Source organism: Lactobacillus psittaci DSM 15354 (genome assembly GCF_000425905.1).
GTDB lineage: Bacteria > Bacillota > Bacilli > Lactobacillales > Lactobacillaceae > Lactobacillus > Lactobacillus psittaci.
The window spans coordinates 80,339-102,418 of record NZ_KE384474.1; the positions used below are offsets into that span (position 1 = coordinate 80,339).

Below are 22,080 nucleotides of genomic sequence, written 5' to 3' on the forward strand. Positions count from 1 at the left end.
GGCCCCGGAAACTTATTGTTTGTCAAACTGCAAAAAAACGGAGGAATTTAAATTGCGTACTACACCATTAGCAAAAACTAGTGAAATTGAACGTAAGTGGTATGTTATCGATGCAACTGATATCGCATTAGGTCGTTTATCAACTGTTGTAGCCACTATTTTAAGAGGTAAGAACAAGCCTCAATATACACCAAATGTTGATACTGGTGACAATGTTATCATTATCAACGCAGCTAAATTAAAGTTGACTGGTAAGAAGGCTACTGATAAGATTTACTACCACCACTCAGATTTCCGCGGTGGTTTAAAAGCTGTTTCAGCTGGCGAATTGTTAGCTAAGAACCCTGTAAGATTAGTTGAATTATCAGTTAAGGGTATGCTTCCAAAGAACACTCTTGGTCACCAAGAATTCTTAAAGATGCACGTATATGCAGGTGCTGATCACAAGCACGAAGCACAAAAGCCCGAAGTATTAGAAATCAACAAATAATCAAGGAGGTTAAACAATGGCACAACAAGCTGCATACGCTGGAACTGGTCGCCGTAAGAATTCTGTTGCGCGCGTTCGTTTAGTACCAGGTAACGGTCAAATTACTGTTAACAAGAAAGATGTTACTGAATACATTCCTTTCCCTAACTTGGTTAAGGATATGAAGCAACCTTTAACATTAACTGAAACTGAAGGTCAATACGACGTTCTTGTTAATGTTAACGGTGGTGGTTTCTCAGGTCAAGCTGGTGCAATCCGTCATGGTATTGCTCGTGCTCTTCTTGAAGTTGACCCAGATTTCCGTGGTCCTTTGAAGAAGGCTGGTCTCTTGACTCGTGACCCAAGAATGAAGGAAAGAAAGAAGCCAGGTTTGAAGAAAGCCAGAAAAGCTTCACAATTCTCAAAGCGTTAATCTTATTATCAAGATTACTGCTACCAAAAGCATCCCATATGGGATGCTTTTTTGTTTTAGGTTTACGCCTTATCAGCAAGATATTTTGTATATTAGATTAATTAATATATTGATAAAATTACATGTAAGGAGCTTTTTAGCGCGTTATAAGAAAGGAAATTTTAGAAAATCTAGCTCTATGATAATGTAGTAAAAAAGTCCGTGAGATTAATTCTCACGGACTTTTTTATATATTTTCTTTGGTTAATCTTTTAAGTCTTAATACTAGTGCTAATGAGCAGAAACCAAAGATTGCTGAAATAAATACGATATTTCCAATATTAAACCATCCTGTTCCTATTGCGATTGAGGAAACAAATGAACCAACTGCAATACCAAGGTTTGAAAATACTGGGTTGAATGTTGATGACAAATCAAGAGCACCTGGGAACTCAGCATTTGCTAAATCAAGGAAGAGCACAGTTACATTAGCCCCATAACTAACGTTAACGATGCAGACAACCGCAATCAAGATAAATGCAATAATTCCAAATGCTAATGGGAAGTTATTGGGACTAGTTAAATTAATTAATAAACCAATTAAGACTAATGCCACTGGCATGATAAGGTATAAAAATGGAATATCTTGCATATTTCCGCGGTCTGCGTAGTATCCACCGAGTTTATTACCAAGGATTGATACAAAACCAAGAATAAATAAAAGAATACTTAGAACTGAATCTGTAAAGTGAAGGTACTTAGTAATAATTTCAGTGATATATGTATAAAAACTATATTGTGCACCAGTAACGCAAATAATAAATAAGGCGTTAGTTACAGTAATAGGGTGAATAATATACTTCTTACGATCATTAGCAATTTTAGCTGCTTCTTCCGGAGTACCAGCATGACTTTGTGGGGTATCTCTTGGTGCATAAACGAAAAGCAAGGCAAAAATAATAACGGTCAATATAGTGACCATCCAGAAGCTATCCCGCCAAGAAAATACCTGAGCAATGGTATTACCAATAGGTACACCAGCAACATTAGCAATACTAAAGCCTGCGAATACCCAAGAAATTAATCCCGCTTTCTTTTCTGGTGGAGCGATAAAACTAGCCATCACAACGGTGATAGAAATAATAGAGCCGGCTGTTGCACCTGCAAAAATTCTGGATAGAAGTAATTGGAAAAAGTTAGGTGCAATAGCAGTCCAGGTATTAGCAATTAGGAAAATTACTAATAATCCGAATAAAACATTATGTCGTTTAAAACGTGCACTTAATAATGAAATGAATGGGGTACAGAATGAATAAACCAATGCAAATAAGGTAACTAGGATTCCTAAAGTTGCAAGAGGAGTTCCCATATCACTATGGATATCTTTCAGCACTCCAACAATCATATATTCATTACAGCCAAGCATAAAAGCAACTAAAACGAACAAGATTGATTGAATCTTATATTTCAATGTACTATCTCCTTTAATTGTATTGTTGAAAACAACATATACTAGTTTACCGGGAAATAGTAATTAAATCAAAGAGGTTTCAAAATATTATATGAAGTTGGCGTAAAAATTGTGCAAAAAAAAGAAGTGGATAAAATCCACTTCTTAACTAAATACTTTTTTGCTTTAATTGTAGTATAGTCGTAATTAATGCAAAAGCAGCAAAGATAGCTGATACAAAAACAACATGTCCTAAAGTCAAATATGGAATAGCAAGTGATGAGGCTAAAGAGCCAATGGCGATTCCCACATTTGAAAATACAGGCGTTAATGATGAAGCTAAGTCTAAAGCATCAGGATAATGGTTATTGGCAATATCAAGCAGATATACAGTAACACTTGAACCAAATGAATTACTTACAATAACCATTAATGCTACAAGAATAAATGAAAGTAGTTTAATGTGCATGGTTAATCCAACAATAATTAAAGCTGGTGTCATGAAAAGATACAAGTAAGGCATGTTTTTCATATTACCATGATCAGCAAAGAAACCACCTAGTTTAGTACCGATAATTGCTACAACCCCTAAAATGAAAAGCAATGTTGATACGGATGCAGGACTAAATTTCATATATTTAGTAAGCAACTTAGTAATATATGTGTAATAACTAAATTGTGCTGCACATGCGAAAACAATAAATAAACAAGTTAAAATAACTCTGATATCTCTAATAAAGTCTTGCTTATCAGTATTATGAATAGATTCAGTATTCTTGTTAGTGTTTTTTGCAGTGATTTGTGGTGTGTTTCTAGGTGCCAAGGAAATTAAAAGTAGTAAGACAACTACACTCAAAATAGTAATCAAGGCAAAGCTATAACGCCAAGAAAAGAGTTCAGCAATCTTATTTCCAACAGGAACACCAAGCAAGTTGGCAATACCAGCACCAGAATATACCCAAGAAATTAAGCCAGCTCTTTTTTCAGGTGGAGCAATAAAGTTGGTCATGATAATTGTAATTGAAATAATCGAACCAGCAGTTGCACCAGCTAAAATTCTGGAAATAATAAGTACGTAAAAGTTAGGTGCTAGAGCAGTTAAGGTGTTAGCAGTAATAAATACACTTAAAAGTCCAAATAGCACTAAATGACGTTTAACGTGTGCAAAAACAATAGATATAATTGGCGTACATATAGAATAAACGAAAGCAAAGACAGTAACTAAAATACCTAAAAGTGAAATTTGGATTTTTAAATCTGCGCTAATATTTTCTAAAACCGCCACTACCATGTATTCGTTGCAACCGAGCATAAAAGCTACTAGAACGAACATGATTGACTGTAATTTATATTTCAATGCTCTATCTCCTTTGTATTGCGTAGCAAAGTATACTAACCAAGTTTACCCGCTTAAGTCCTGAAAATAAAGCGTAATATCTAAAAAAATATCTGGAAAAAATGTAAAAAGCTATCAATAAATTGATAGCCTTTGGCGGTAATCTTTTTAATCAGATATTTTATTCATATTTTCTCAAATTAAGTTCATATGCTACGCGTTCTGGATCAATTGGTTCATTGTCTACTTCAATCATTCCACGATATACAAATCCATTTTTTTCAGCAATCCTTTGGACGATTTTATTAACAGGAGCAGTATCAATGCGGTAGTTTTCAATCCCTTTAACCCTCATTGCCGAAATTAAGTTACTTATCATAAGACCTGATAAGTTTTGCCCACGATATTCACTGCTGATTGCTAAGCGGTGAATTGTTGCATAAGGGTCATTATTATTTTCCCAAGAACCATGGCTAATTTCTGCGTAAGTAGGTTCTTCACCGATAATAATAGCTGCGTAGCCTGCAGTTTGCCCATCTACTTTTAAAATCCAAGCATCTTCGTTGGTAATATCTTGTTTAATAACTGCTTCATCGGGGTAGCCGTTTTGCCACTGATTACTACCGGAGTCTTTTAAAAACTTCTTGGATGAATTGATTATCTTCATAATATCATCTAAGTCTGATAACTTTGCTGGTTCGATAAATACTAAACTCAAAATAATACCTCCTAATTGATAAATGTTAATACTATCTAATCATATTTATAACTAGAATCATAATAATATGCAAAAAAACAGCCTTGTAAGGCTGTTTTTAGTGAATAAGATATTTGATTGTCATAGCAAGAACAAAGGCAATAAAGGCGAAAATTGCTGAAATAAATACAATTTGAGCAATAGAAATAAAGTTGATTGCTTGAGCAGCTACTAATGATCCAACTGCAATTCCCACGTTAGAAAAAACGGGATTAAGTGATGAAGCTAAATCTAAAGCTTGTGGGTATGAGTGACTTGCGATATCTAATAGAAATACAGTAACACTTGAACCATATGAGCAGTTAACGATACATATAAGTGCAATTAAAATAAAGGCAAAAATTCGTAATTGCATGGTAAAGCCTGTTACAACTAAAGCAATCGCCATGAATAAATATAACCAAGGAATATCTTTCATATTGCCCCGTCCAGCGATATAGCCACCAATTTTATTTCCGATAATAGAAACAAAACCTAAAATAAAAAGTAATGGTGACAAAAGCTCAGTTTTAAATCCCATTGATTCTGTAAGTATCTTGGTAATATAGGTATAGTAACTAAATTGAGCTGCACAAACAAAAACAATAAAGAGACAAGTTAAGATGGTACGCCTATCTTTAATGAAAGCTGCACCGCCTTCTTGGGGATGTTTATCGGTCTTAGTTTTGGCTTTTGCTTGTGGAGTATTACGAGGAGCGAAAAAGAATAAAGCAATGTAAATTATAATGGTTAAAATAGTAACCATCCAAAAGCTGTTTCGCCATGAACCTAGCTCAGCGATTTTATTACCGATTGGAACTCCAGCAACATTGGCAATACTAAAGCCTGCAAAAACCCAAGAAATTAAACTAGCCCTTTTAGCAGGTGGAGCGATAAAACTAGCCATGATAATCGTTATTGAAATAATTGCTCCAGCAGTTGAACCTGATAAAATTCTAGAAAGTAAAAGTGAAATAAAATCTGGAGCTAAGGCTGTCCAGGTATTTGCTAATAAAAAAATTGCTAAAAGTACGAATAAAACATTATGACGTTTAAAGCGGGTACAAAGAATTGAAATAATAGGAGTGCAAATTGAGTAAACTAGTGCAAAAAGTGTTACTAGAAGTCCCAATAATGATAACGGTACTCCTAAATCTTGATAGATACTAGGTAAAACTCCAACTATCATATATTCGTTGCAACCGAGCATAAAAGCTACTAGTACGAATAAAATCGCTTGAATTCGATATTTCATCATAAATAGTCCTCTCTAGTATTAAGGTTAAGAAAAGATATTATTCTCATTTTAATGATGGGACAAATAAATGTAAATGTAAAAAAGCTGGCAAAGCCAGCTTTCAATACTAAATATTTTCTTTTAAGTAGTTGTAAAGCATTCCTTTTTCAAGTTCAGCAGTTTCAACACCTAAAGCATTTGCAAGAGCATATGAAAAAGCCCAAGCGGTGGCAGGACCACGGCTAGTAATTACTTTTTGCTTCTTATCAGTAACGACAATATCTTCATGAAATCTTCCGGTTGGGCAATCAGCTGTGATTTCATCTTCAAACCCGGGATAACAAGTAAAATCAGTATCAGCTAAAAGACCATATTTTCCTAAAGCCATTGGTGCTGCACACATCGCAGCAATCCATTTGCCAGCTTGGTGACGCTTTTGCATTATTTCAGCTAACTTTTGACTTGCTGCTAAATTCTTGGCTCCAATTAGTCCGCCAGGGAAGGAGACTAAATCATAATCAAGTAAACTATCATCAACAACCTTGTCACAGGTCAATTTAATCTGGTGATCACCTAAGACTTCTTTGCTTGCTAAACCAACCATATCAGCTTGCAAACCTAATCGACGTAAAACATCAACTTGACTTAAACCTTCAACTTCTTCGCAACCATCTGCAAAAATTACAGCAACTTTTTTCATAACTTAATCCTTTCTTTGATAAAATTATCTATAGTTTATTGTACGCAGTTTATAGCCAAATTTTAACCAGAAAGATTGAAAAGAATGGATTGATAAAAAATGCATGAAGTTTTAATATTTACCTTTTTAATATTTGCTGGAATTATCGCAGGAATTGTCTCAGTGGTATCAAGTATGGCTTCACTTGTTTCGTATCCAGCCTTACTTTTAAGTGGAGTTGCACCAATTTATGCTAATATTACTAATACTGCAGCCCTAATTTTTACTGGACTAGGAGCAGCTGTTTCATCAGTAAAAGAGCTGAAAAAAAGTTGGAAAAAGTATTTAGCGTATATTGTTTTGATTTTAATTGGTGCTTTAATTGGTAGTTTTTTAGTTGTAATCTTTCCTAGTAAAATATTCGAAAAATTAGTTCCATTCTTTGTTTTGTTTAGTGCTTTCTTGTTTTTAGTTAGCGGTAAAAAAGCAACCTTTAGTAAAAAGATAAGTGGGAAAATGGGCATTCTTATTAGCCAGATGGGGATGTTAATTGCAGGTATCTATACCGGTTATTTTGGCGCAGCTTCAGGAGTCTTAATGCTCATAGTTTTAATGGCTGTTTCAAATGATGACTTTGTTACTGTTAATGCTGTCAAAAATATTATCGGATCACTTGGTAATTTAGTGGCCTTGCTAGTTTTTTTGTTTAACAAAAGTGTTTTTTGGGATAAAGCAATTCCACTAGCAATTGGATTGGCAATTGGTGGATATCTAGGTCAGATTATTATTCGATACTTACCTTTAAAACAAGTAAGGATTATTACATTTACTTTTGCAATTATATTGGCAATTTACTTAGGTTATCAAGCTTATCTATAACTTGCCAATTTTCATGATAAAATAGAATTAACGTAAAGGAGGATTTAAATGACAACTGAAGTATATTTAATTAGACATGGTGAAACAATGTTCAATCAGTTGAACAAGGTGCAAGGTTGGGCCGATTCCCCTTTAACAATTAAAGGTATCAATGATTTAAAGAAGACAGCAGAAGCTTTATCTCAAATTCATTTTGATAATATGTATTCTTCTGATTTAAAACGGGCAATTGATACGGTTCATTTAATGAAAGATGCAAATGAAGTTTCTGAAATTGGTAAAATCAAAAAGTTACCAGAATTTCGGGAAGTCTTTTTTGGCTCATTTGAAGGGGATGATATTGATCAAACCTGGGAATGTATTAGCCAAAAAGCAGGTATCGGCAAAGAAAAAGATGTGCAAAAAATTATCAATCAGCTCGGATTATATAAATTTAGAGAAGCAACTAAAGCTGCAGATCCAAGACATTTAGCTGAGAATTATGATGAACTTAATACCAGAATGATTCGAGCAATCAAAAAGTTGCAAGAAGAGACTATTAATGAAAATCGTGTTTTACTAGTGTCACATGGCGATTTTATCAAGACTTTAGCCATTAAGTATTGGAAAAATAGTGATGGAATTCATGATATAGCATTTCCGGATAATGGAAGTATTACCCGGGGAATATTGAATGATAATGGAAAATTTGAAATTGTTGATTACAATATTAAAGCAGAAGACTTTTAGGAGTAATCATGAAACACAACAAGATCACTAGTAAATATCTTTTTGTAACTTTACTAAATATTGTTATTACAATTTCGGAATTCTTAGGTGGAATTCTTTCAGGCTCGCTAGCCTTATTATCAGATGCAGTCCATAATTTGAGTGATGTTGCAGCTATCATTATTTCATTTGTAGCACACTTAATTGGGCAACGAGATCGAGACAAGCACAAAACTTTTGGCTATCAAAGAGCAGAAACTTTGGCAGCATTTACTAATGGTGTAGTTCTCCTAGTTGTTAGTTTTCTTTTGATGCTAGAAGCTTTTGAAAGATTCACTAACCCTCAACCTGTTAAGGGACGCTTAATGTTGATTATTGCCTTGATTGGGTTATTAGCTAATGGAGTTTCGATGTTAGTAATGAGCAGTGGGGCTAAACATAATTTGAATGTAAGAGCTACTTTTTTGCATATGATGTCAGATGCATTGTCGAGTATCGCAGTAGTAATTGGAGCCGTAATTATCTATTTTTGGAAAAGTAATTTAGTTGATCCACTAATGACATTGCTAGTTTCAATTTTTATCATGTTTGAGGCTTATAAAATTACAAAAAAAGCAGCCAATATTTTGATGGAGTCAAACCCCAATGTTGATTTAGAAGAAATTAAAAAAATTGTTCTTTCATTTCCAGAGGTAACTAATCTGCACCATTTACATGTGTGGCGCTATAGTGATGATTTCATCATGATGGATGCCCATGTCAATGTGACAGAAAAAATGAGTGTAATTCAGCTTGAACAATTATATTCGAAAATTGGGCAGGAGTTAAAAACTAAACTGGGGATTAACCATGTTACTTTACAGGCAGAATGCCAACGTGGAATTAAAGAAAAGATGATTGTTTTAAATAAGGATGATTAAGGATGCAAAACAAATTTTTTTTAGCGGCCATACTATTAATTATGGGGATTTATGATATGGCTTTTTACTATAATCGAAGACATCAACCAACTAATAAGCGTGGACTTAAGGCATATTTGATTTTTGGAGCGATTTTATTTGTTGGTGGAATTTTAGCCTTATTTTAGATGGGAACTTGATAATGGTAAAACTTGTTTTAGTTAGACATGGTGAAAGTATTGCAAATGCAGAAAATATTTTTACTGGCTGGAATGATATTGGATTGAGTAAAAGAGGAATTGAAGAAGCAAAGCGTGCAGGTGAATTAATCAAGCAAGTAGAAAATTTTAATCCCACTCATATCCATACTTCTTTGCTATCTCGAGCAATTGAAACGGCAAATATCATTAGTGAGATTAATGATATTTTGTATTTGCCAATCACCAAAACTTGGCGCTTAAATGAGAGACACTATGGTGCGCTAAGAGGCATTAATAAAGATAAGGCACGAGAGATTTTTGGTAATAATCAAATAAAAAAATGGCGACGTGGTTTTGATGAAGTGCCCCCATTAGCGAAAGATAGTTTAAATGATCGTCGATATGATTCAATTGATCCTAATATTTTACCCAAGGCTGAAAGCCTGCATCAAACGCAAAAACGCCTAATGCCATATTACTATGGGCAAGTTGCTAGCCACTTGTTATTAGGACAAGATCAATTAATTGTGGCTCATGGTTCAAGTTTGCGTGCCTTAATTAAAAAGTTGGAACAGATTGATAATAAAGAAATTTTGAATCTAGAAGTACCTAATGCTGAGCCAATTGTCTATACCATGGATTCAGATTTAAAAATTGTAGACAAGAAAATTTTAAGCTAATTGAGTTTATCATCATAAAAACGCACAATTTATGGTAGAATCGTAATGAGTGTTTATATTTTTAATCAAATTAGATGGAGAATAAGCAATGCGCAAAATTTTCTTATTAAGAGGTGCTCCAGGTTCAGGAAAATCCTCATTCATTGCCCGCCATCACTTACAGCCGTATGCAATTAGTCGTGATTCAATTCGCTTGCTTTTAGCGGATTTGACTGTTTACTATGAAAAAGAAGCTGACTACTTGCATCAAGTGATTCCGCGGCATGTTAATGTTCGAACTGAACAGTTAGTTGATAATCTAGTCGAACACAAAATGTCTTATGGTGAAACGGTAATTGTTGATGGGACTCATATTGCCCCAAGTGCAATTGAACATTTTAAGCCATTAGTTGATAAATATCGCTATGAGTTATTTGTAGTAGATTTAATGCAAAATAATACTTTGGAGAATCTACTTAAGCGTAATCAAACTCGAATGCATTATGATTGGGTAAAACCTGAAGTTGTTACCCAAATGTATAAAACTTATAAGGCTCATCCTGAAGTACCTGATTGGGCTAAAATGATTACACCAAATCAAATGGAGCGGGCCCTTTCACAACGAGAAAGTAATTTAGATCATTTTGAACATGTGATTGCAGTTCCAGATGGGGTTGATGAAGCAGATTTTCCACATGTGCATATTTCTAATTTTTACTTTTCATTTAATGATAAGTTTACGGAAAAATATGGAACTTACCGTAATGTTGTCACAATTGGTAAAACTCGGGAAGAGGTTGTTGAAGACTTTAAGCTCCCATTCTTTGTCTTTAAGTTCCACCACAAGCATTTTTTGATTTCAGCATATCCAGTAAGAAATGAAATGCTGGATCCAATTAGAAAAGTCAAAGGTGTTTGGACATATTCAACAGGACTTTTCAATTTAGCTGATTTTGTCAAAGAATTTCCTGAAAATAAGCAACAACATGTTCACCAATTTAATTTGAGCAAGCTTGATAATACGCGCTTGTTACATATTTGGTAATAAAAAAGACTTCACAAGTAGTGAAGTCTTTTTTATTAGTATTAATTTTAATTAAAAGTCCATTGCTAAAGCACCCATTGGGTCCCATGGTAACAATTGAATTGGGTCTTTGCTACCTTCTTCGAAGGTCTTCTTAAGTTCATCTGATAAGAACTTTTTGTTGATAACAGCTTGGTAAACAAAGGCATTAAACCAAGCATCACTCATAACGAAGTAGCCTTTAAATCCAGCCTTTTCACCCCATGAGTTTTCAATCTTCCACTTGGTTGGCTTTCCATCAACTAAATCAACACCAGTAATAACCATGGCGTGATCCATTAAACTTTCACCGGTATCAAGTTTTTCAGCCTTAGTCATTGAGAAGTCAACATCGAATAATTCATCACGGCGATAAATATTGGTATCAAGTAAACCTGCTTTACGTTCAGAATCCTTAACAACATTTGAGCCAAACCATACCACTTCTCCAGCTTCAAGTTGTTTAATGATTAAAGTCTTCATTTCATCAATTGGCAAGTTAAGGTGACGAACTTGGCGACCACCAACAACGTTACCTAAGTATTCAACTGAAAACACCTTGTGGAAAGGTTTATCACTAGTTGGAGCATTGATAGTTGAAATGTAATCACTTAAGTTCCAGCCAACGTATTTCTTGAAGAAGTCTTGTGGAGTAAGATCACGATCAATATGGTAATTCTTGTCATCATCGCGATATTCAAAATCAAACTTCTTAGGTGGAACGCCTAAAGCGATTGCTAAAACGCGGAAGACTTCATTAAGCATTTCAGTTTTAGCAGCTTCAATTTCGGATTCATTCTTACCAGCGTTAACAAGTTCTCTAAGCTTTAAACCGTCTTTCCTAAGTAAAGTATTTAAAGTGTCATTTAAGGCAGCTGAACTAGTTGCACTGAAAGTTTCAGGATAAACTGACTTAGGAACAATACCATATTTAGCAATTAAACCGCAGAGCATATCCCATTGACCACCATCTTGTTGTGGGGTAGCAAATAAGAAGGATACTTTACGATCGCCTAAATCTTTATCAGCAGTAGCAATTACATTTTCAAAGAACCAATTAGACTTCTCAAACTTATCCCAGAAGTTAGTATAGTTTTGAGATAATTCAAAGCCCTTAATCTTGAAATTCTTTTGTAAAGGGTGACGCATAGTGTTTAAAGCACTAAACATCCAGCAACGACCTGAAGCCTTTTGATCAGCAACTGTTCCAGTATCAATTTCTACTGAAAAAGTTGGATTTAAATCAATCTTACTTTGAGTATCTTGACTAGCTTTAAAAATCCCATTTGTTTGGGCAGCACGAGCAGCAATGCGAGCATCCTTACGACTGGCAAAGTCTGCCTTAAAGTTATCAATTGTAGCTTGTGAAATTTCTTTAGTCATAATTTCCCTCCTAAAAAAGCAACGATATATTTATTTTATCTTAGAAAAAAGTTATAGTCTATTCATTTGTTTGTTTTTTATACCAAATTTTAGCAAGCTTGGTCTCATTTTCTTGAAAGTAGGCTAGGATAGTAGGTCCTAGTGGCATAATCATTAGTTTATGCTCTTTAGCCCAACTGATTGCAGTTTCAATTAGTTTATCAGTATTGGGATTTTTGATTTCGGGATTAACGAAAACATGATCAATTGCCATTACTTTGTCATTTTTTATTAAATGATAATGAAGACGGTAATTAGGCGCACCAATTTGAGAGTCTTCATAAAAGTTATGTGCTAGTTTATCGTGGACAAACATTTTTATCCTTCTTTCAAAAAAAGTAAAAATTTGATTTCTTTACGTATTATATTATAGTAAGCATCTATAATATAATAAACAACTAACTCACAAAGGAGTAACGAATGAAAACTAGAGGGTTCGAAATTTGTACTAAGTATGAAAATCAGGGAATTAAGTTACCTCAGCGCCAAACTTTAGCTAGTGCTGGATACGATTTGGAAGCAGCTGAAGATGTGGTAATTCCAAGCATTTGGTGTTTAAACTTTGTCAGAATATTTCGCTTAATCCGTAATGGTCACGAATTAAATGAACAAGATTTTGAATTTGCCGAAAAATGTTTAAAGCCAACTATGATTCATACTGGAATTAAGGCTTATATGCCAGAAGATGAAATGTTAATTATTGCTAATCGCTCTTCTAATACTGTTAAACGTTTTTTGAATTTGCCAAATGGAATTGGGGTAGTTGATAGTGACTACTACAATAATCCAAATAATGAGGGCGAATTAATGGTACAAGTGCTTAATTATGGCGTTCGACCTTTGCATATTCACAAGGGAGATCGGATTGCCCAAGGAATTTTTATGAAATATCTCAAAACTGATAATGATCAACCAGTTAAGCGTGAACGTATTGGTGGTTTCGGCTCAACGATGTTGAAAGGTGAAAATTAATGGCGAAAACACAGACTCGTTATAAGTGTCAATCTTGTGGCTATATCTCAGCTTCATATTTAGGCAGATGTCCTAATTGTGGTGCTTGGAATCAATTTGAAAAGGAAGTTCAAGAAGTTAAAAAAGCTTCAACTAAGCAAACCGCTAGTCGTTTGATTTCAGCGACTGGCTTAAATCAGGCGGTTAATTTAAGCAAAGTTAAGGCGGAAAAAGAAAGTCGTATTCCAACTAAATTTACTGAATTAAATCGTGTTTTAGGTGGTGGTATTGTTCCAGGTTCATTAGTCTTAATTGGTGGTGATCCTGGTATTGGAAAATCCACTTTAATGCTTCAAATTATGGCAACTCTAGCTGATGATCATAAAGTTCTATATGTTTCAGGGGAAGAGTCAGCTAGCCAGATTAAACTTAGAGCAGATCGACTTGGAGTTGGTAATAGCGGGATGTATTTGTATCCTGAAACAAATATGAACAATATCCGTGACCAAATCGATGATTTAAAGCCTGATTTTGTCGTAATTGACTCAATTCAAACAATGAATGAACCTAGTCTTGATTCAATGGTGGGTTCAGCTTCACAAGTCCGTGAAGTTACGAGTGAATTAATGCATATCGCTAAAATTGATCAAATTACTATTTTTGTTATTGGACATGTGACTAAAGAAGGCGCGATTGCTGGGCCTAAGATTTTAGAACACATGGTTGATACCGTGCTCTATTTTGAAGGTGATGAACATCATGCTTATCGGATTTTACATTCAGTTAAGAACCGTTTTGGTGCAGCCAACGAAATTGGGATGTTTGAGATGGAAAATACTGGTTTAAAAGAAGTTACAAATCCATCTTCCATCTTTTTAGATGAGCGTTTACCTAATTCAACTGGTTCTTGTGTAGCAGTTTCGCTTGAAGGAACTAGGCCAATTTTAGCGGAAGTGCAGGCTTTGGTTGCACCAACTGCTTTTGGTTATGCTAAAAGGACTACTAGTGGAATTGATTATAACAAGGCAGCTTTGCTTTTAGCTGTCTTAGAAAAGCGTGGCAATTTAATGCTTCAAAATCAAGACGCTTATATTACTACAACAGGCGGAATTAAATTAACTGAGCCAGCAATTGATTTAGCTGTTGTGATGGCAGTTAGCTCTAGTTATAAGAATGCAGAAATCCCATCAGAAGATTGCTTTATTGGTGAAGTTGGTTTAACTGGTGAGGTTAGACGGGTTAATAAAATCGAATCCAGAATTGCAGAAGCAGAAAAAGTCGGATTTAAACGGATTTTTATCCCTAAATTTAATATGCAAAAAAAGTTTGCTAGCCTTGGTATTGAGGTAATTCCAGTAGCTACAGTTGCACAGGCATTAAAACTTGTTTTTGGATAGGGTTTGAACTTTTCCTATAATATGCGTAAAATGAAGAAGTTAACTACTAATTTTTAGTGAAAGAGGCATGTATTTTGGCTAAACAAAAAATTCGGGTTAGATATGCACCAAGCCCAACAGGACACTTACATATTGGTAATGCAAGAACTGCTTTATTCAACTACTTGTTTGCACGTCACAACAAGGGTACTTTCATTTTAAGAATTGAAGATACTGACACTGCAAGAAACGTTGAAGGTGGTTCTAAATCACAAATGGAAAACCTTCACTGGTTAGGTATTGACTGGGATGAAGGTCCTGATAAGGGTGGGGACTTCGGCCCATACCGTCAATCAGAAAGAAAAGAAATTTACAACAAGTACATTCAACAATTACTTGACGAAGGTAAGGCATACTACTCATACATGACTGAAGAAGAGCTTGAAGCTCAGCGTGAAGAGCAAAAAGCTATGGGTATTGCACCTCACTACGTATACGAATATCAAGATATGACAGCTGACGAAATTAAGGAAGCTCAAGCAAAGGCTGAAGCAAAAGGCCTTAAGCCAGTTGTTAGAATTCACATTCCTAAGGGTAGAACTTATGAATGGGATGACATCGTTAAGGGTCACATTAGCTTTGAAAGTGATACTATCGGTGGTGATTTCGTCATCCAAAAGCGTGACGGAATGCCTACTTACAACTTTGCCGTTGTAATTGATGACCACTTGATGGAAATGACTCACGTTTTACGTGGGGATGACCACATTGCTAATACTCCTAAGCAATTAGTTGTTTATGAAGCATTTGGCTGGGAACCACCTAAGTTTGGTCACATGACTTTGATTATCAACGCAGCAACTGGTAAGAAGCTTTCTAAGCGTGATGAATCAGTTTTGCAATTTATTGAACAATACCGTGACCTTGGTTACTTACCAGAAGCAATGTTTAACTTCATTACTTTACTTGGTTGGTCACCAGTTGGTGAAAGTGAAATCTTCTCACAAAGACAATTAATTAAGGACTTTGATCCTAAGCGTTTATCAAAGTCACCTGCTGCCTTTGATGAAAAGAAACTTGAATGGGTAAACAACCAATATGTTAAGACTGCTAATAGAGATGAATTGCTTGATTTAGCACTTAACAACTTGCAAGAAGCAGGCTTAGTGGATAAAGACATTACTCCAGAAAAGATGGAATGGGTACGTCAATTGGTTAACATTTACTCAGTTCAAATGTCTTACACTAAGCAAATTGTTGATTTCTCACATATCTTCTTTGAAGATAAGCAAGCTTTGACCGAAGAAGAAGTTGAAGAAATCAAGAATGATGAAGGTCGCGTTGTAATTGAAGAATTCAGAAAGCAACTTGACCTTGTACCACGCTATACTGCTGTTCAAGTTATGAATGCAATTCAAGCTACTAGAAAAGTTACTGGCGTTAAGGGTAGAAAGCTCTTTATGCCAATTAGAATTGCTGCTACTGGTTCAATGGTTGGCCCTGGTATTGGTGAAGCTATTGAATTGATGGGTAAGGATAAGGTTGAACACAATATTGATTTGACTTTATCTGAAATGACTAAGCAAGGTTTATAATGAAAAAATCGCGTTGAAAGACGCGATTTTTTTGTGGATAAAGTGTGATGACAGCTAATAAATTTCTAGTTTGATATACTTAAGTTAGATAGAAGAATAGTAGAAATGAGGATAGAATAATAAAAAAAGAACGCACAACCATTTTGTTTATTTGCATGGTTATACTTAATGCCTTAACCATATCCTATTTAGCAGATACCACATTATTTCAAATTTTATGTAATATAGCTCTTTGTGTCCCAAGTACACTTGGGATGTATAGGATAGCTAATTTTAAAACACATGTTATTAGATTGTCTTGGTGGAATGTTTTAATTTGTATTCCATATGTTCTTTTATTGGTCGATTACTTAATTTGGAGTGGCTGGGTAACAATTATTGCTAATATTTTGATAGTTGTTTTTTCTACACTAGGTATATATACTAGTTTAAATGTAAAAATTAAAAATCTAACTAACTAGATTAAAGAGGTTGTTTGATAAATAATCAAATGCCTCTTTTTTCTATCATCTGGTAGAATAGGACCTAGTAAGAAAGTTTTGGAAAGGCTAAGCAATGGACTTTAAAGATAAATATGCTTTTACCAAGGATGAAAATATCAGATTTGCTAGAAGTAATTTTGCAGAATTAATTCATACAGATGCCCGTTTTGAAGGCGTTAATACAACGTTACCCCAGACTAAGACGATATTAGCAGGGATGGGAGTTAGTGGCGTTAGTATTGATGATATTAATGTTATCATTGACTTAAAACGTGGTTGGAATTTTATTACTAGTAGTAAAGATGTCCTAACTTTAGAATATGAACAAAAAATCAATCAAATTGTTGCAGCTAGAGATTCTTTAGATCCGGGAAATTTTCGAGAGGGGCAGGGTTCTGTTTACTTAGGTCAAGGTGAGTCATTTACGCCACCTGATGTTGATATTAAACAAGAACGTGATTTTTTACTTTCCACCTTATCTGCTCAAATAAGTACTACTGATAAGGCATTGACTATTTTATATCACAATATGAGAAACCAAATCTTTTGGGATGGTAATAAAAGAACAGCTATGTTAACAGCTAATAAAATTATGATTGATGGTGGAGCTGGCTTAATCAATGTTCCTTTAAGTAAGTGGGAAACTTGGAATGAATTGATTAGTGCTTACTATAAGAGTGGTGATATGACAGAAATTAAACTATGGACATATCAAAACGGGATAAAAGGCTTAGATGCTAGAAAAAGTAACTAGGTTAAAGAGGCCATTTGATAAATAATCAAATGCCTCTTTTTTTCTATCATCTGGTAGAATAGTAACAAGAGAAGTTCAAAAGGGAAGGTAAACAAATGAAAATTTATAATACTTTGACCCGCCAAAAAGAAGAATTTAAACCGCTTGTTCCAGGCAAAGTTAGCATGTATGTCTGTGGACCAACTGTGTATAACTACATCCATATTGGAAATGCCCGTTCAAGTATTGCCTTTGATACAATTCGGCGCTACTTAGAATATAAGGGCTTTGACGTAAAATACGTTTCTAATTTTACTGATGTTGACGACAAGATGATTAATGAAGCGCGTGCTGAAGGAATTACGGTCCCAGAATTAGCTAAGCGTTATATTAATGCCTTTATGGAAGATACTACTGCGTTAAATATTGAACCAGCTACCCTTCACCCTAGAGCAACGGAAGAAATCAAAGATATTATTGCTTTTATAAAGACTTTGATTGATAAGGGCTTTGCTTATGAAGTTGATGGTGATGTGTATTACCGCGCTAAAAAATTTACTGGTTATGGTAAATTAAGTGATCAAGATATTGCTAGTCTTGAAGAAGGTGCAAGTCAGCACGTTAATGAAGCAGAATTTGCTAAAAAAGAAGATCCAATTGACTTCGCCTTGTGGAAAAAGCAAAAACAAAATGATGAAATTGCTTGGGATTCTCCTTGGGGTAAGGGTCGACCCGGTTGGCATATCGAATGTAGCGTGATGTCTACAAAGTACTTAGGTGATACGATTGATATTCATGGCGGTGGCCAAGACTTGGAATTTCCTCACCATGAAAATGAAATCGCCCAAAGTGAAGCTAAAACTGGTAAGAAGTTTGTGAATTACTGGATGCATAATGGCTTTGTGACTGTGGGTAAAGATGAACAAAAGATGTCGAAGTCACTCCATAATTTTGTGACTGTACATGACATTTTGAAAAAAATTGATCCACAAGTATTACGCTTTTTCATGGCAAGTGTGCAATATCGTAAGCCAATTAACTATTCTGAAGAGAATCTAGCGCAAGCAGAAAATGTTTTAGACAGAATAAAGAATACTGTTTTGACAATTAAGAGCCGGTTAAATGATTCAAATCAAAAAGCAGATAGTCAATTCGCTGAAAAGGTTGAAGATACTCGTTTAGCCTTTAAAGAAGCAATGGATGATGACTTTAATGTGCAAAATGCTTTAGCTGCAGTTTATGACGGAATGACTTTTGCTAATAAAAATGCTAGTCAAGACCTAGCTGATCTAGCTAGCTTAAAGCAATTCTTAGCTGATTTAACTGATTTTATGAGTGTTTTTGGAATAGATGTGGATAAATTAACTGCTGAAAAATCAGGTGACGATGATGCTGAAATTGATGCACTAGTTAAAAAACGTGATGAAGCTCGTAAAAATAAAGACTTTGCCACTAGTGATGCAATTCGAGATCAATTGCTAGCGATGGGCATTATTTTGCAAGATACCAAACAAGGAACGAGATGGAGACGTGAATAAAATTAAGCAATTAACTGAAAAAGAAATAAATCCAGATACCTTAAATGGACAAACTTTGGCTTATTTGGGGGATGCTGTTTATGAAATTTATATTCGGCGGCATTTGATTAAAGGCGGCGTTGTGCGACCACAAGTCTTGCAAAGAGATGCGACTCACTACGTTTCTGCCAAAGCGCAAGCTAGCTTGATTACCAAGATGCAAGAAGATAATCTATTAACAGCTGAGGAATTTGCTACTTTTAAGAGGGGACGTAACGCTAAAAGTTATACCCATGCTAAAAATACCAAGTTAGCAACTTATAAGCTATCCACAGGCTTTGAAGCAGTATTTGGCTATTTAGAGTTGCTCAATCAACAAGAGCGAATCAGTGAATTAGCTAATTGGTGTATTCAACAAGTAGAAGCAGGAGGAATTGACAAGTATGACTTCAGTTAAAGGTGATTTTGTTTTTGGTAGACATGCTGGAATTGATTTCTTAAAAAATGAAGATGCTGGTAAAATTAACAAAATCTTTTTACAAAATGGAGTACAACAGGACTTTGCTAATCAAGTTTATGGCTTAGCTAAGAAAAAGCACTTAGTTGTGCAAGAAGCACCAAAAAACAAGCTAGATAAGTTAGTTGATTTTGGTAATCACCAAGGACTAGTTTTAGCTATTTCAAGTTTTGAATATGCAGACCTAGACCAAAGCTTAGAAAAATTAGCTACTAAAGAAAATCCATTTATTTTGATGCTGGATTCAATTGAAGATCCTCATAACTTAGGATCAATTTTGAGAACTTGCGATGCTACTGGAGTCGATTTAGTTATTATTCCTAAGCGCCGAGCTAGTGGCTTAACTAGTGTAGTTGCTAAAACTTCAACTGGAGCCATTGATCACGTTCCAGTTTGCCGGGTAAATAACTTGGTCCAAACAGTGAAACAATTGAAAAAAGCTGGCTATTGGGTATTTGGTACAGCAATGTCAGGCCAAGATTACCGTACATGGGATGCTAAAGGGAAAAGCGTCTTAGTTATTGGTAATGAAGGAAAAGGAATTAGTCCACTGCTTTTAAAACAAATGGATCAAACATTAACGATTCCGATGATTGGACACGTTCAATCACTAAATGCCAGTGTGGCAACGGGTGTGCTTCTTTATCAAATGCTTAACACAACTCATCCGCTTGTAAAATAAAAAGATAACATAAAAATATACATTCTTTCATCAGACATTAGTTCGCTTTAGTTTGTTTAAGATAATTCAGTAAACTGTGCCTTGTTATTAGGAGGTACAGTATGACTGAAGAAAAATTAATCGAACAAATTAATGCTGGAAATGAAGTGGCTTTAAAAGAAATTTTTCAAAAATATCTGCCTCTAGTTCATTCAATTGGTGGTCATTATTACTTTAAAGATCTGGACACCAAAGATTGGGAACAAGAGGCTTTTATTCTATGTGTAGAATCAGCGAAGCTTTATCAAGCCGAAAAAGGACGTAGCTTTGGAAACTTCTTTAAAATGCGTTTACAAAATCATGCTAAAAATCTATTACGATATGAATTTGCAAAATGTCGTGCCAAATATTTAACTTACTCTTATGAAAATCTGCAGGAATTGGGCCTTATTTCTGAGCCCAGCTTTAATCAGCCAATTATTCCAAGTAATCTTGAATTTCAACAATTTATCCAAAGATTATCATATTTAGAACTAATTGGTCTAATGAGTTTATTGGGAATTTATGATTTAGAAGAATCTAGTAAAAAACTAAATATTGAACTAAAAATACTAAAAAGAGCCCAAGCAAGGGTAAAAAGAAAAATGAAGAGCTATTTTTTAACTGATTCTGCAAAAAAGTAGTAAAATAAGAATTGTAGAAATTAATTAGGAGGTATTTTAAGATGACAGAAGATGTTTTAAAGACAAGATTGTTGGACCGTCACATGAAAGAAGTTTTCGACTGGAGCGACTCAAACATTCCTGTAAGAGACGCAATTTGGAACTACTTCATGGAAAAGAATGGTAAAAATACCCTTAAGACTGAGGAAGATATGCTTCCTTTCTTGAAAGACTCCGACGATAAAATTGAAGCCTTCGTCAACGAAAATCTTAAGAAATAAGACCAACTAAATAATTCTACGACCGGTGGATACGCATGTTTATCCACCAAAAAGACTACTGAGCGTTGCTTGGTAGTTTTTTGTTTTAAAACAATTAATTGCGAAAAACTAAAAATTTTGCTAGTATAATTACAGTTTGGAAGGTGAGATTATGGCAGTAAAAAAAGCAGCTTTAGCTTGCACAGTTTGTGGTTCGCGAAACTACTCAATTGCTGCAAGTAAGACTCGCACAGTTAGATTTGAAATTAAAAAGTTTTGTAAACACTGTAAAAAAATGACCTTACATAAGGAAACGAGGTAACTTAATGTTTAAGTTCTTTAAAGGCGTTGGCCATGAGATGAAGTTAGTTCATTGGCCAAGTGCAAAACAGAATCGGCGCGACACAGCTGTTGTTATTGTAACTTCAGTGCTTTTTGCCCTATTTTTAGGTGCACTTGATTGGGTATTTAGCTACTTAACTTCAACTTTTATGTAATAGCTTAATGCCAAAGATTATGGTATAATGACTCTGTTAGTGAAAGACCTCTAGACTAGGGGTTTTTTTGTTTGTCTAAAATTTAAGGAGAAAATCACATGGTAGAAACTTCAAAGAAGAAATGGTATGTGCTTCACACTTACGCGGGATACGAAGACAAGGTTAAGAGCGACTTGCTTTCACGTGCGCAATCAATGGGGATGCAAGACTTTATTTTTAGAGTTGTAACTCCTGAAGAAAGTAAAGTAGAAACTGTTCGTGGTAAGAAGCAAGAAGTTGAAGAAAAAATCTTCCCAGGTTACGTTTTAGTTGAAATGGTAATGACTGATGAAAGTTGGTTCATCGTTAGAAACACTCCTAACGTAACTGGTTTCGTTGGTAGTCACGGTGGTGGTTCAAAGCCTTCACCATTACTAGATGAAGAAATTGACCGGATTTTGAAGTCACAAGGTGAAAAGCGCAAGCCTGATTTAGACTTTGAAATTGGCGAAACTGTAACGATTACAGAAGGTGCCTTCGATGGCATGGTTGGTAAGATCACTGACATTCAAGAAGACAAGGAAAAGATTTTTGTTTCTGTTGATATGTTTGGCCGTGAAACGACAGCTGAACTTGAATATGATCAAGTAAAGAAATTCGACGGCAACAACTAAAAAGCTCTTGTCAAGAAAGATAGATGA

The 22,080-nt window shown here is 34.9% G+C and carries 27 protein-coding genes; 20 read left to right on the top strand and 7 right to left on the bottom strand.

Features of this window, described 5'->3' with window-relative positions; translation table 11 throughout:
* Positions 1-52: 52 nt before the first annotated feature.
* Positions 53-490 (top strand): 50S ribosomal protein L13, encoded by a 438-nt coding sequence (gene rplM, locus H628_RS0106540; protein ID WP_027825740.1) that lies wholly within the window; start codon positions 53-55, stop codon positions 488-490.
* 16 nt (positions 491-506) lie between these two features.
* Positions 507-902 (top strand): 30S ribosomal protein S9, encoded by a 396-nt coding sequence (gene rpsI, locus H628_RS0106545; RefSeq protein WP_027825741.1) that lies wholly within the window; start codon positions 507-509, stop codon positions 900-902.
* Positions 903-1,128: 226 nt separating this feature from the next.
* Here the strand turns inward: rpsI and H628_RS0106550 are convergent, their stop codons facing one another.
* From H628_RS0106550 to H628_RS0106570, 5 genes are all read right to left on the bottom strand, one after another.
* Positions 1,129-2,352 (bottom strand): MFS transporter, encoded by a 1,224-nt coding sequence (locus H628_RS0106550; protein ID WP_027825742.1) that lies wholly within the window; start codon positions 2,350-2,352, stop codon positions 1,129-1,131.
* Positions 2,353-2,500: 148 nt separating this feature from the next.
* Complete coding sequence (locus tag H628_RS0106555; protein ID WP_027825743.1) at positions 2,501-3,688, bottom strand: MFS transporter; 1,188 nt, start codon at positions 3,686-3,688, stop codon at positions 2,501-2,503.
* 160 nt (positions 3,689-3,848) lie between these two features.
* Entirely contained in the window at positions 3,849-4,385 is a 537-nt protein-coding gene (locus H628_RS0106560) for a GNAT family N-acetyltransferase (RefSeq protein WP_027825744.1), read from the bottom strand.
* A gap of 97 nt (positions 4,386-4,482) precedes the next feature.
* Positions 4,483-5,658: an MFS transporter gene (locus tag H628_RS0106565; protein ID WP_027825745.1), complete on the bottom strand. Its 1,176-nt coding sequence runs from the start codon at positions 5,656-5,658 to the stop codon at positions 4,483-4,485.
* Between the two features lie 109 nt (positions 5,659-5,767).
* The gene (locus tag H628_RS0106570; RefSeq protein ID WP_027825746.1) at positions 5,768-6,340 is read right to left on the bottom strand and encodes a DJ-1 family glyoxalase III; all 573 of its coding nucleotides are present in this window, start codon (positions 6,338-6,340) and stop codon (positions 5,768-5,770) included.
* Between the two features lie 99 nt (positions 6,341-6,439).
* Between H628_RS0106570 and H628_RS0106575 the strand changes: the two genes are divergently transcribed.
* The 6 genes from H628_RS0106575 to H628_RS0106600 all read left to right on the top strand — a co-directional run bounded on the left by H628_RS0106575 (position 6,440) and on the right by H628_RS0106600 (position 10,709).
* The gene (locus H628_RS0106575) at positions 6,440-7,198 is read left to right on the top strand and encodes a sulfite exporter TauE/SafE family protein (RefSeq protein ID WP_027825747.1); all 759 of its coding nucleotides are present in this window, start codon (positions 6,440-6,442) and stop codon (positions 7,196-7,198) included.
* A 48-nt stretch (positions 7,199-7,246) separates the two neighbouring features.
* Entirely contained in the window at positions 7,247-7,927 is a 681-nt protein-coding gene (locus H628_RS0106580) for a histidine phosphatase family protein (protein ID WP_027825748.1), read from the top strand.
* 8 nt (positions 7,928-7,935) lie between these two features.
* Positions 7,936-8,826 (top strand): cation diffusion facilitator family transporter, encoded by an 891-nt coding sequence (locus tag H628_RS0106585; protein WP_027825749.1) that lies wholly within the window; start codon positions 7,936-7,938, stop codon positions 8,824-8,826.
* A gap of 2 nt (positions 8,827-8,828) precedes the next feature.
* The gene (locus H628_RS07865) at positions 8,829-8,993 is read left to right on the top strand and encodes a DUF308 domain-containing protein (protein WP_169449743.1); all 165 of its coding nucleotides are present in this window, start codon (positions 8,829-8,831) and stop codon (positions 8,991-8,993) included.
* A gap of 14 nt (positions 8,994-9,007) precedes the next feature.
* On the top strand, positions 9,008-9,685 hold the full coding sequence (locus tag H628_RS0106595) for a 2,3-bisphosphoglycerate-dependent phosphoglycerate mutase (protein WP_027825750.1): 678 nt from the start codon (positions 9,008-9,010) through the stop codon (positions 9,683-9,685).
* An 88-nt stretch (positions 9,686-9,773) separates the two neighbouring features.
* Positions 9,774-10,709, top strand: a complete 936-nt coding sequence (locus tag H628_RS0106600; RefSeq protein ID WP_027825751.1) for an AAA family ATPase — start codon at positions 9,774-9,776, stop codon at positions 10,707-10,709.
* Between the two features lie 51 nt (positions 10,710-10,760).
* Here H628_RS0106600 and pepC read toward each other — a convergent pair whose 3' ends face one another.
* Positions 10,761-12,110 carry an aminopeptidase C gene (gene pepC / locus H628_RS0106605; protein ID WP_027825752.1) on the bottom strand — a complete coding sequence of 450 codons (1,350 nt, stop codon included), beginning with the start codon at positions 12,108-12,110 and terminating at the stop codon, positions 10,761-10,763.
* Between the two features lie 58 nt (positions 12,111-12,168).
* On the bottom strand, positions 12,169-12,465 hold the full coding sequence (locus H628_RS0106610; RefSeq protein WP_027825753.1) for a GNAT family protein: 297 nt from the start codon (positions 12,463-12,465) through the stop codon (positions 12,169-12,171).
* A 104-nt stretch (positions 12,466-12,569) separates the two neighbouring features.
* Between H628_RS0106610 and H628_RS0106615 the strand changes: the two genes are divergently transcribed.
* The 12 genes from H628_RS0106615 to nusG all read left to right on the top strand — a co-directional run bounded on the left by H628_RS0106615 (position 12,570) and on the right by nusG (position 22,053).
* Positions 12,570-13,121, top strand: a complete 552-nt coding sequence (locus H628_RS0106615) for a dCTP deaminase/dUTPase family protein (protein ID WP_027825754.1) — start codon at positions 12,570-12,572, stop codon at positions 13,119-13,121.
* A complete protein-coding gene (gene radA / locus H628_RS0106620) occupies positions 13,121-14,497 on the top strand; it encodes a DNA repair protein RadA (protein WP_027825755.1) in 1,377 nt (458 codons plus the stop codon). The genes H628_RS0106615 and radA overlap by 1 nt, the downstream gene beginning before the upstream one ends.
* Positions 14,498-14,571: 74 nt before the next feature.
* Positions 14,572-16,071, top strand: a complete 1,500-nt coding sequence (gltX, locus tag H628_RS0106625) for a glutamate--tRNA ligase (RefSeq protein WP_027825756.1) — start codon at positions 14,572-14,574, stop codon at positions 16,069-16,071.
* 555 nt (positions 16,072-16,626) lie between these two features.
* A complete protein-coding gene (locus H628_RS0106630) occupies positions 16,627-17,307 on the top strand; it encodes a Fic family protein (protein ID WP_027825757.1) in 681 nt (226 codons plus the stop codon).
* A gap of 95 nt (positions 17,308-17,402) precedes the next feature.
* On the top strand, positions 17,403-18,824 hold the full coding sequence (gene cysS / locus H628_RS0106635; protein ID WP_027825758.1) for a cysteine--tRNA ligase: 1,422 nt from the start codon (positions 17,403-17,405) through the stop codon (positions 18,822-18,824).
* Positions 18,817-19,260: a Mini-ribonuclease 3 gene (locus H628_RS0106640; RefSeq protein WP_027825759.1), complete on the top strand. Its 444-nt coding sequence runs from the start codon at positions 18,817-18,819 to the stop codon at positions 19,258-19,260. The genes cysS and H628_RS0106640 overlap by 8 nt, the downstream gene beginning before the upstream one ends.
* Positions 19,247-20,002, top strand: coding sequence for a 23S rRNA (guanosine(2251)-2'-O)-methyltransferase RlmB (gene rlmB / locus H628_RS0106645; protein ID WP_027825760.1), 756 nt, complete (start codon positions 19,247-19,249; stop codon positions 20,000-20,002). The genes H628_RS0106640 and rlmB overlap by 14 nt, the downstream gene beginning before the upstream one ends.
* 101 nt (positions 20,003-20,103) lie before the next feature.
* Positions 20,104-20,664 (top strand): sigma factor, encoded by a 561-nt coding sequence (locus H628_RS0106650; protein ID WP_034538436.1) that lies wholly within the window; start codon positions 20,104-20,106, stop codon positions 20,662-20,664.
* A gap of 41 nt (positions 20,665-20,705) precedes the next feature.
* A complete protein-coding gene (locus tag H628_RS0106655; protein ID WP_027825762.1) occupies positions 20,706-20,924 on the top strand; it encodes a P8 family protein in 219 nt (72 codons plus the stop codon).
* A gap of 151 nt (positions 20,925-21,075) precedes the next feature.
* Complete coding sequence (gene rpmG / locus H628_RS0106660) at positions 21,076-21,225, top strand: 50S ribosomal protein L33 (RefSeq protein WP_027825763.1); 150 nt, start codon at positions 21,076-21,078, stop codon at positions 21,223-21,225.
* Positions 21,226-21,229: 4 nt separating this feature from the next.
* Positions 21,230-21,400 (top strand): preprotein translocase subunit SecE, encoded by a 171-nt coding sequence (secE, locus tag H628_RS0106665; protein ID WP_027825764.1) that lies wholly within the window; start codon positions 21,230-21,232, stop codon positions 21,398-21,400.
* 98 nt (positions 21,401-21,498) lie between these two features.
* A complete protein-coding gene (gene nusG / locus H628_RS0106670; protein WP_027825765.1) occupies positions 21,499-22,053 on the top strand; it encodes a transcription termination/antitermination protein NusG in 555 nt (184 codons plus the stop codon).
* Positions 22,054-22,080 lie beyond the last annotated feature (27 nt).

What these genes read in the sequence shown, in the direction of transcription:
- H628_RS0106650 (WP_034538436.1), top strand. Translation starts at nt 20,104, where the DNA reads ATGACTGAAGAAAAATTAATCGAACAAATTAATGCTGGAAATGAAGTG.
- radA (WP_027825755.1), top strand. Translation starts at nt 13,121, where the DNA reads ATGGCGAAAACACAGACTCGTTATAAGTGTCAATCTTGTGGCTATATC.
- rlmB (WP_027825760.1), top strand. Translation starts at nt 19,247, where the DNA reads ATGACTTCAGTTAAAGGTGATTTTGTTTTTGGTAGACATGCTGGAATT.
- H628_RS0106610 (WP_027825753.1), bottom strand. Translation starts at nt 12,465, where the DNA reads ATGTTTGTCCACGATAAACTAGCACATAACTTTTATGAAGACTCTCAA.
- rpmG (WP_027825763.1), top strand. Translation starts at nt 21,076, where the DNA reads ATGGCAGTAAAAAAAGCAGCTTTAGCTTGCACAGTTTGTGGTTCGCGA.
- rpsI (WP_027825741.1), top strand. Translation starts at nt 507, where the DNA reads ATGGCACAACAAGCTGCATACGCTGGAACTGGTCGCCGTAAGAATTCT.
- H628_RS0106565 (WP_027825745.1), bottom strand. Translation starts at nt 5,658, where the DNA reads ATGAAATATCGAATTCAAGCGATTTTATTCGTACTAGTAGCTTTTATG.
- H628_RS0106600 (WP_027825751.1), top strand. Translation starts at nt 9,774, where the DNA reads ATGCGCAAAATTTTCTTATTAAGAGGTGCTCCAGGTTCAGGAAAATCC.
- H628_RS0106580 (WP_027825748.1), top strand. Translation starts at nt 7,247, where the DNA reads ATGACAACTGAAGTATATTTAATTAGACATGGTGAAACAATGTTCAAT.
- H628_RS0106655 (WP_027825762.1), top strand. Translation starts at nt 20,706, where the DNA reads ATGACAGAAGATGTTTTAAAGACAAGATTGTTGGACCGTCACATGAAA.
- H628_RS0106575 (WP_027825747.1), top strand. Translation starts at nt 6,440, where the DNA reads ATGCATGAAGTTTTAATATTTACCTTTTTAATATTTGCTGGAATTATC.
- H628_RS0106615 (WP_027825754.1), top strand. Translation starts at nt 12,570, where the DNA reads ATGAAAACTAGAGGGTTCGAAATTTGTACTAAGTATGAAAATCAGGGA.
- nusG (WP_027825765.1), top strand. Translation starts at nt 21,499, where the DNA reads ATGGTAGAAACTTCAAAGAAGAAATGGTATGTGCTTCACACTTACGCG.
- H628_RS0106630 (WP_027825757.1), top strand. Translation starts at nt 16,627, where the DNA reads ATGGACTTTAAAGATAAATATGCTTTTACCAAGGATGAAAATATCAGA.
- H628_RS0106595 (WP_027825750.1), top strand. Translation starts at nt 9,008, where the DNA reads ATGGTAAAACTTGTTTTAGTTAGACATGGTGAAAGTATTGCAAATGCA.
- pepC (WP_027825752.1), bottom strand. Translation starts at nt 12,110, where the DNA reads ATGACTAAAGAAATTTCACAAGCTACAATTGATAACTTTAAGGCAGAC.
- cysS (WP_027825758.1), top strand. Translation starts at nt 17,403, where the DNA reads ATGAAAATTTATAATACTTTGACCCGCCAAAAAGAAGAATTTAAACCG.
- H628_RS07865 (WP_169449743.1), top strand. Translation starts at nt 8,829, where the DNA reads ATGCAAAACAAATTTTTTTTAGCGGCCATACTATTAATTATGGGGATT.
- secE (WP_027825764.1), top strand. Translation starts at nt 21,230, where the DNA reads ATGTTTAAGTTCTTTAAAGGCGTTGGCCATGAGATGAAGTTAGTTCAT.
- H628_RS0106570 (WP_027825746.1), bottom strand. Translation starts at nt 6,340, where the DNA reads ATGAAAAAAGTTGCTGTAATTTTTGCAGATGGTTGCGAAGAAGTTGAA.
- H628_RS0106585 (WP_027825749.1), top strand. Translation starts at nt 7,936, where the DNA reads ATGAAACACAACAAGATCACTAGTAAATATCTTTTTGTAACTTTACTA.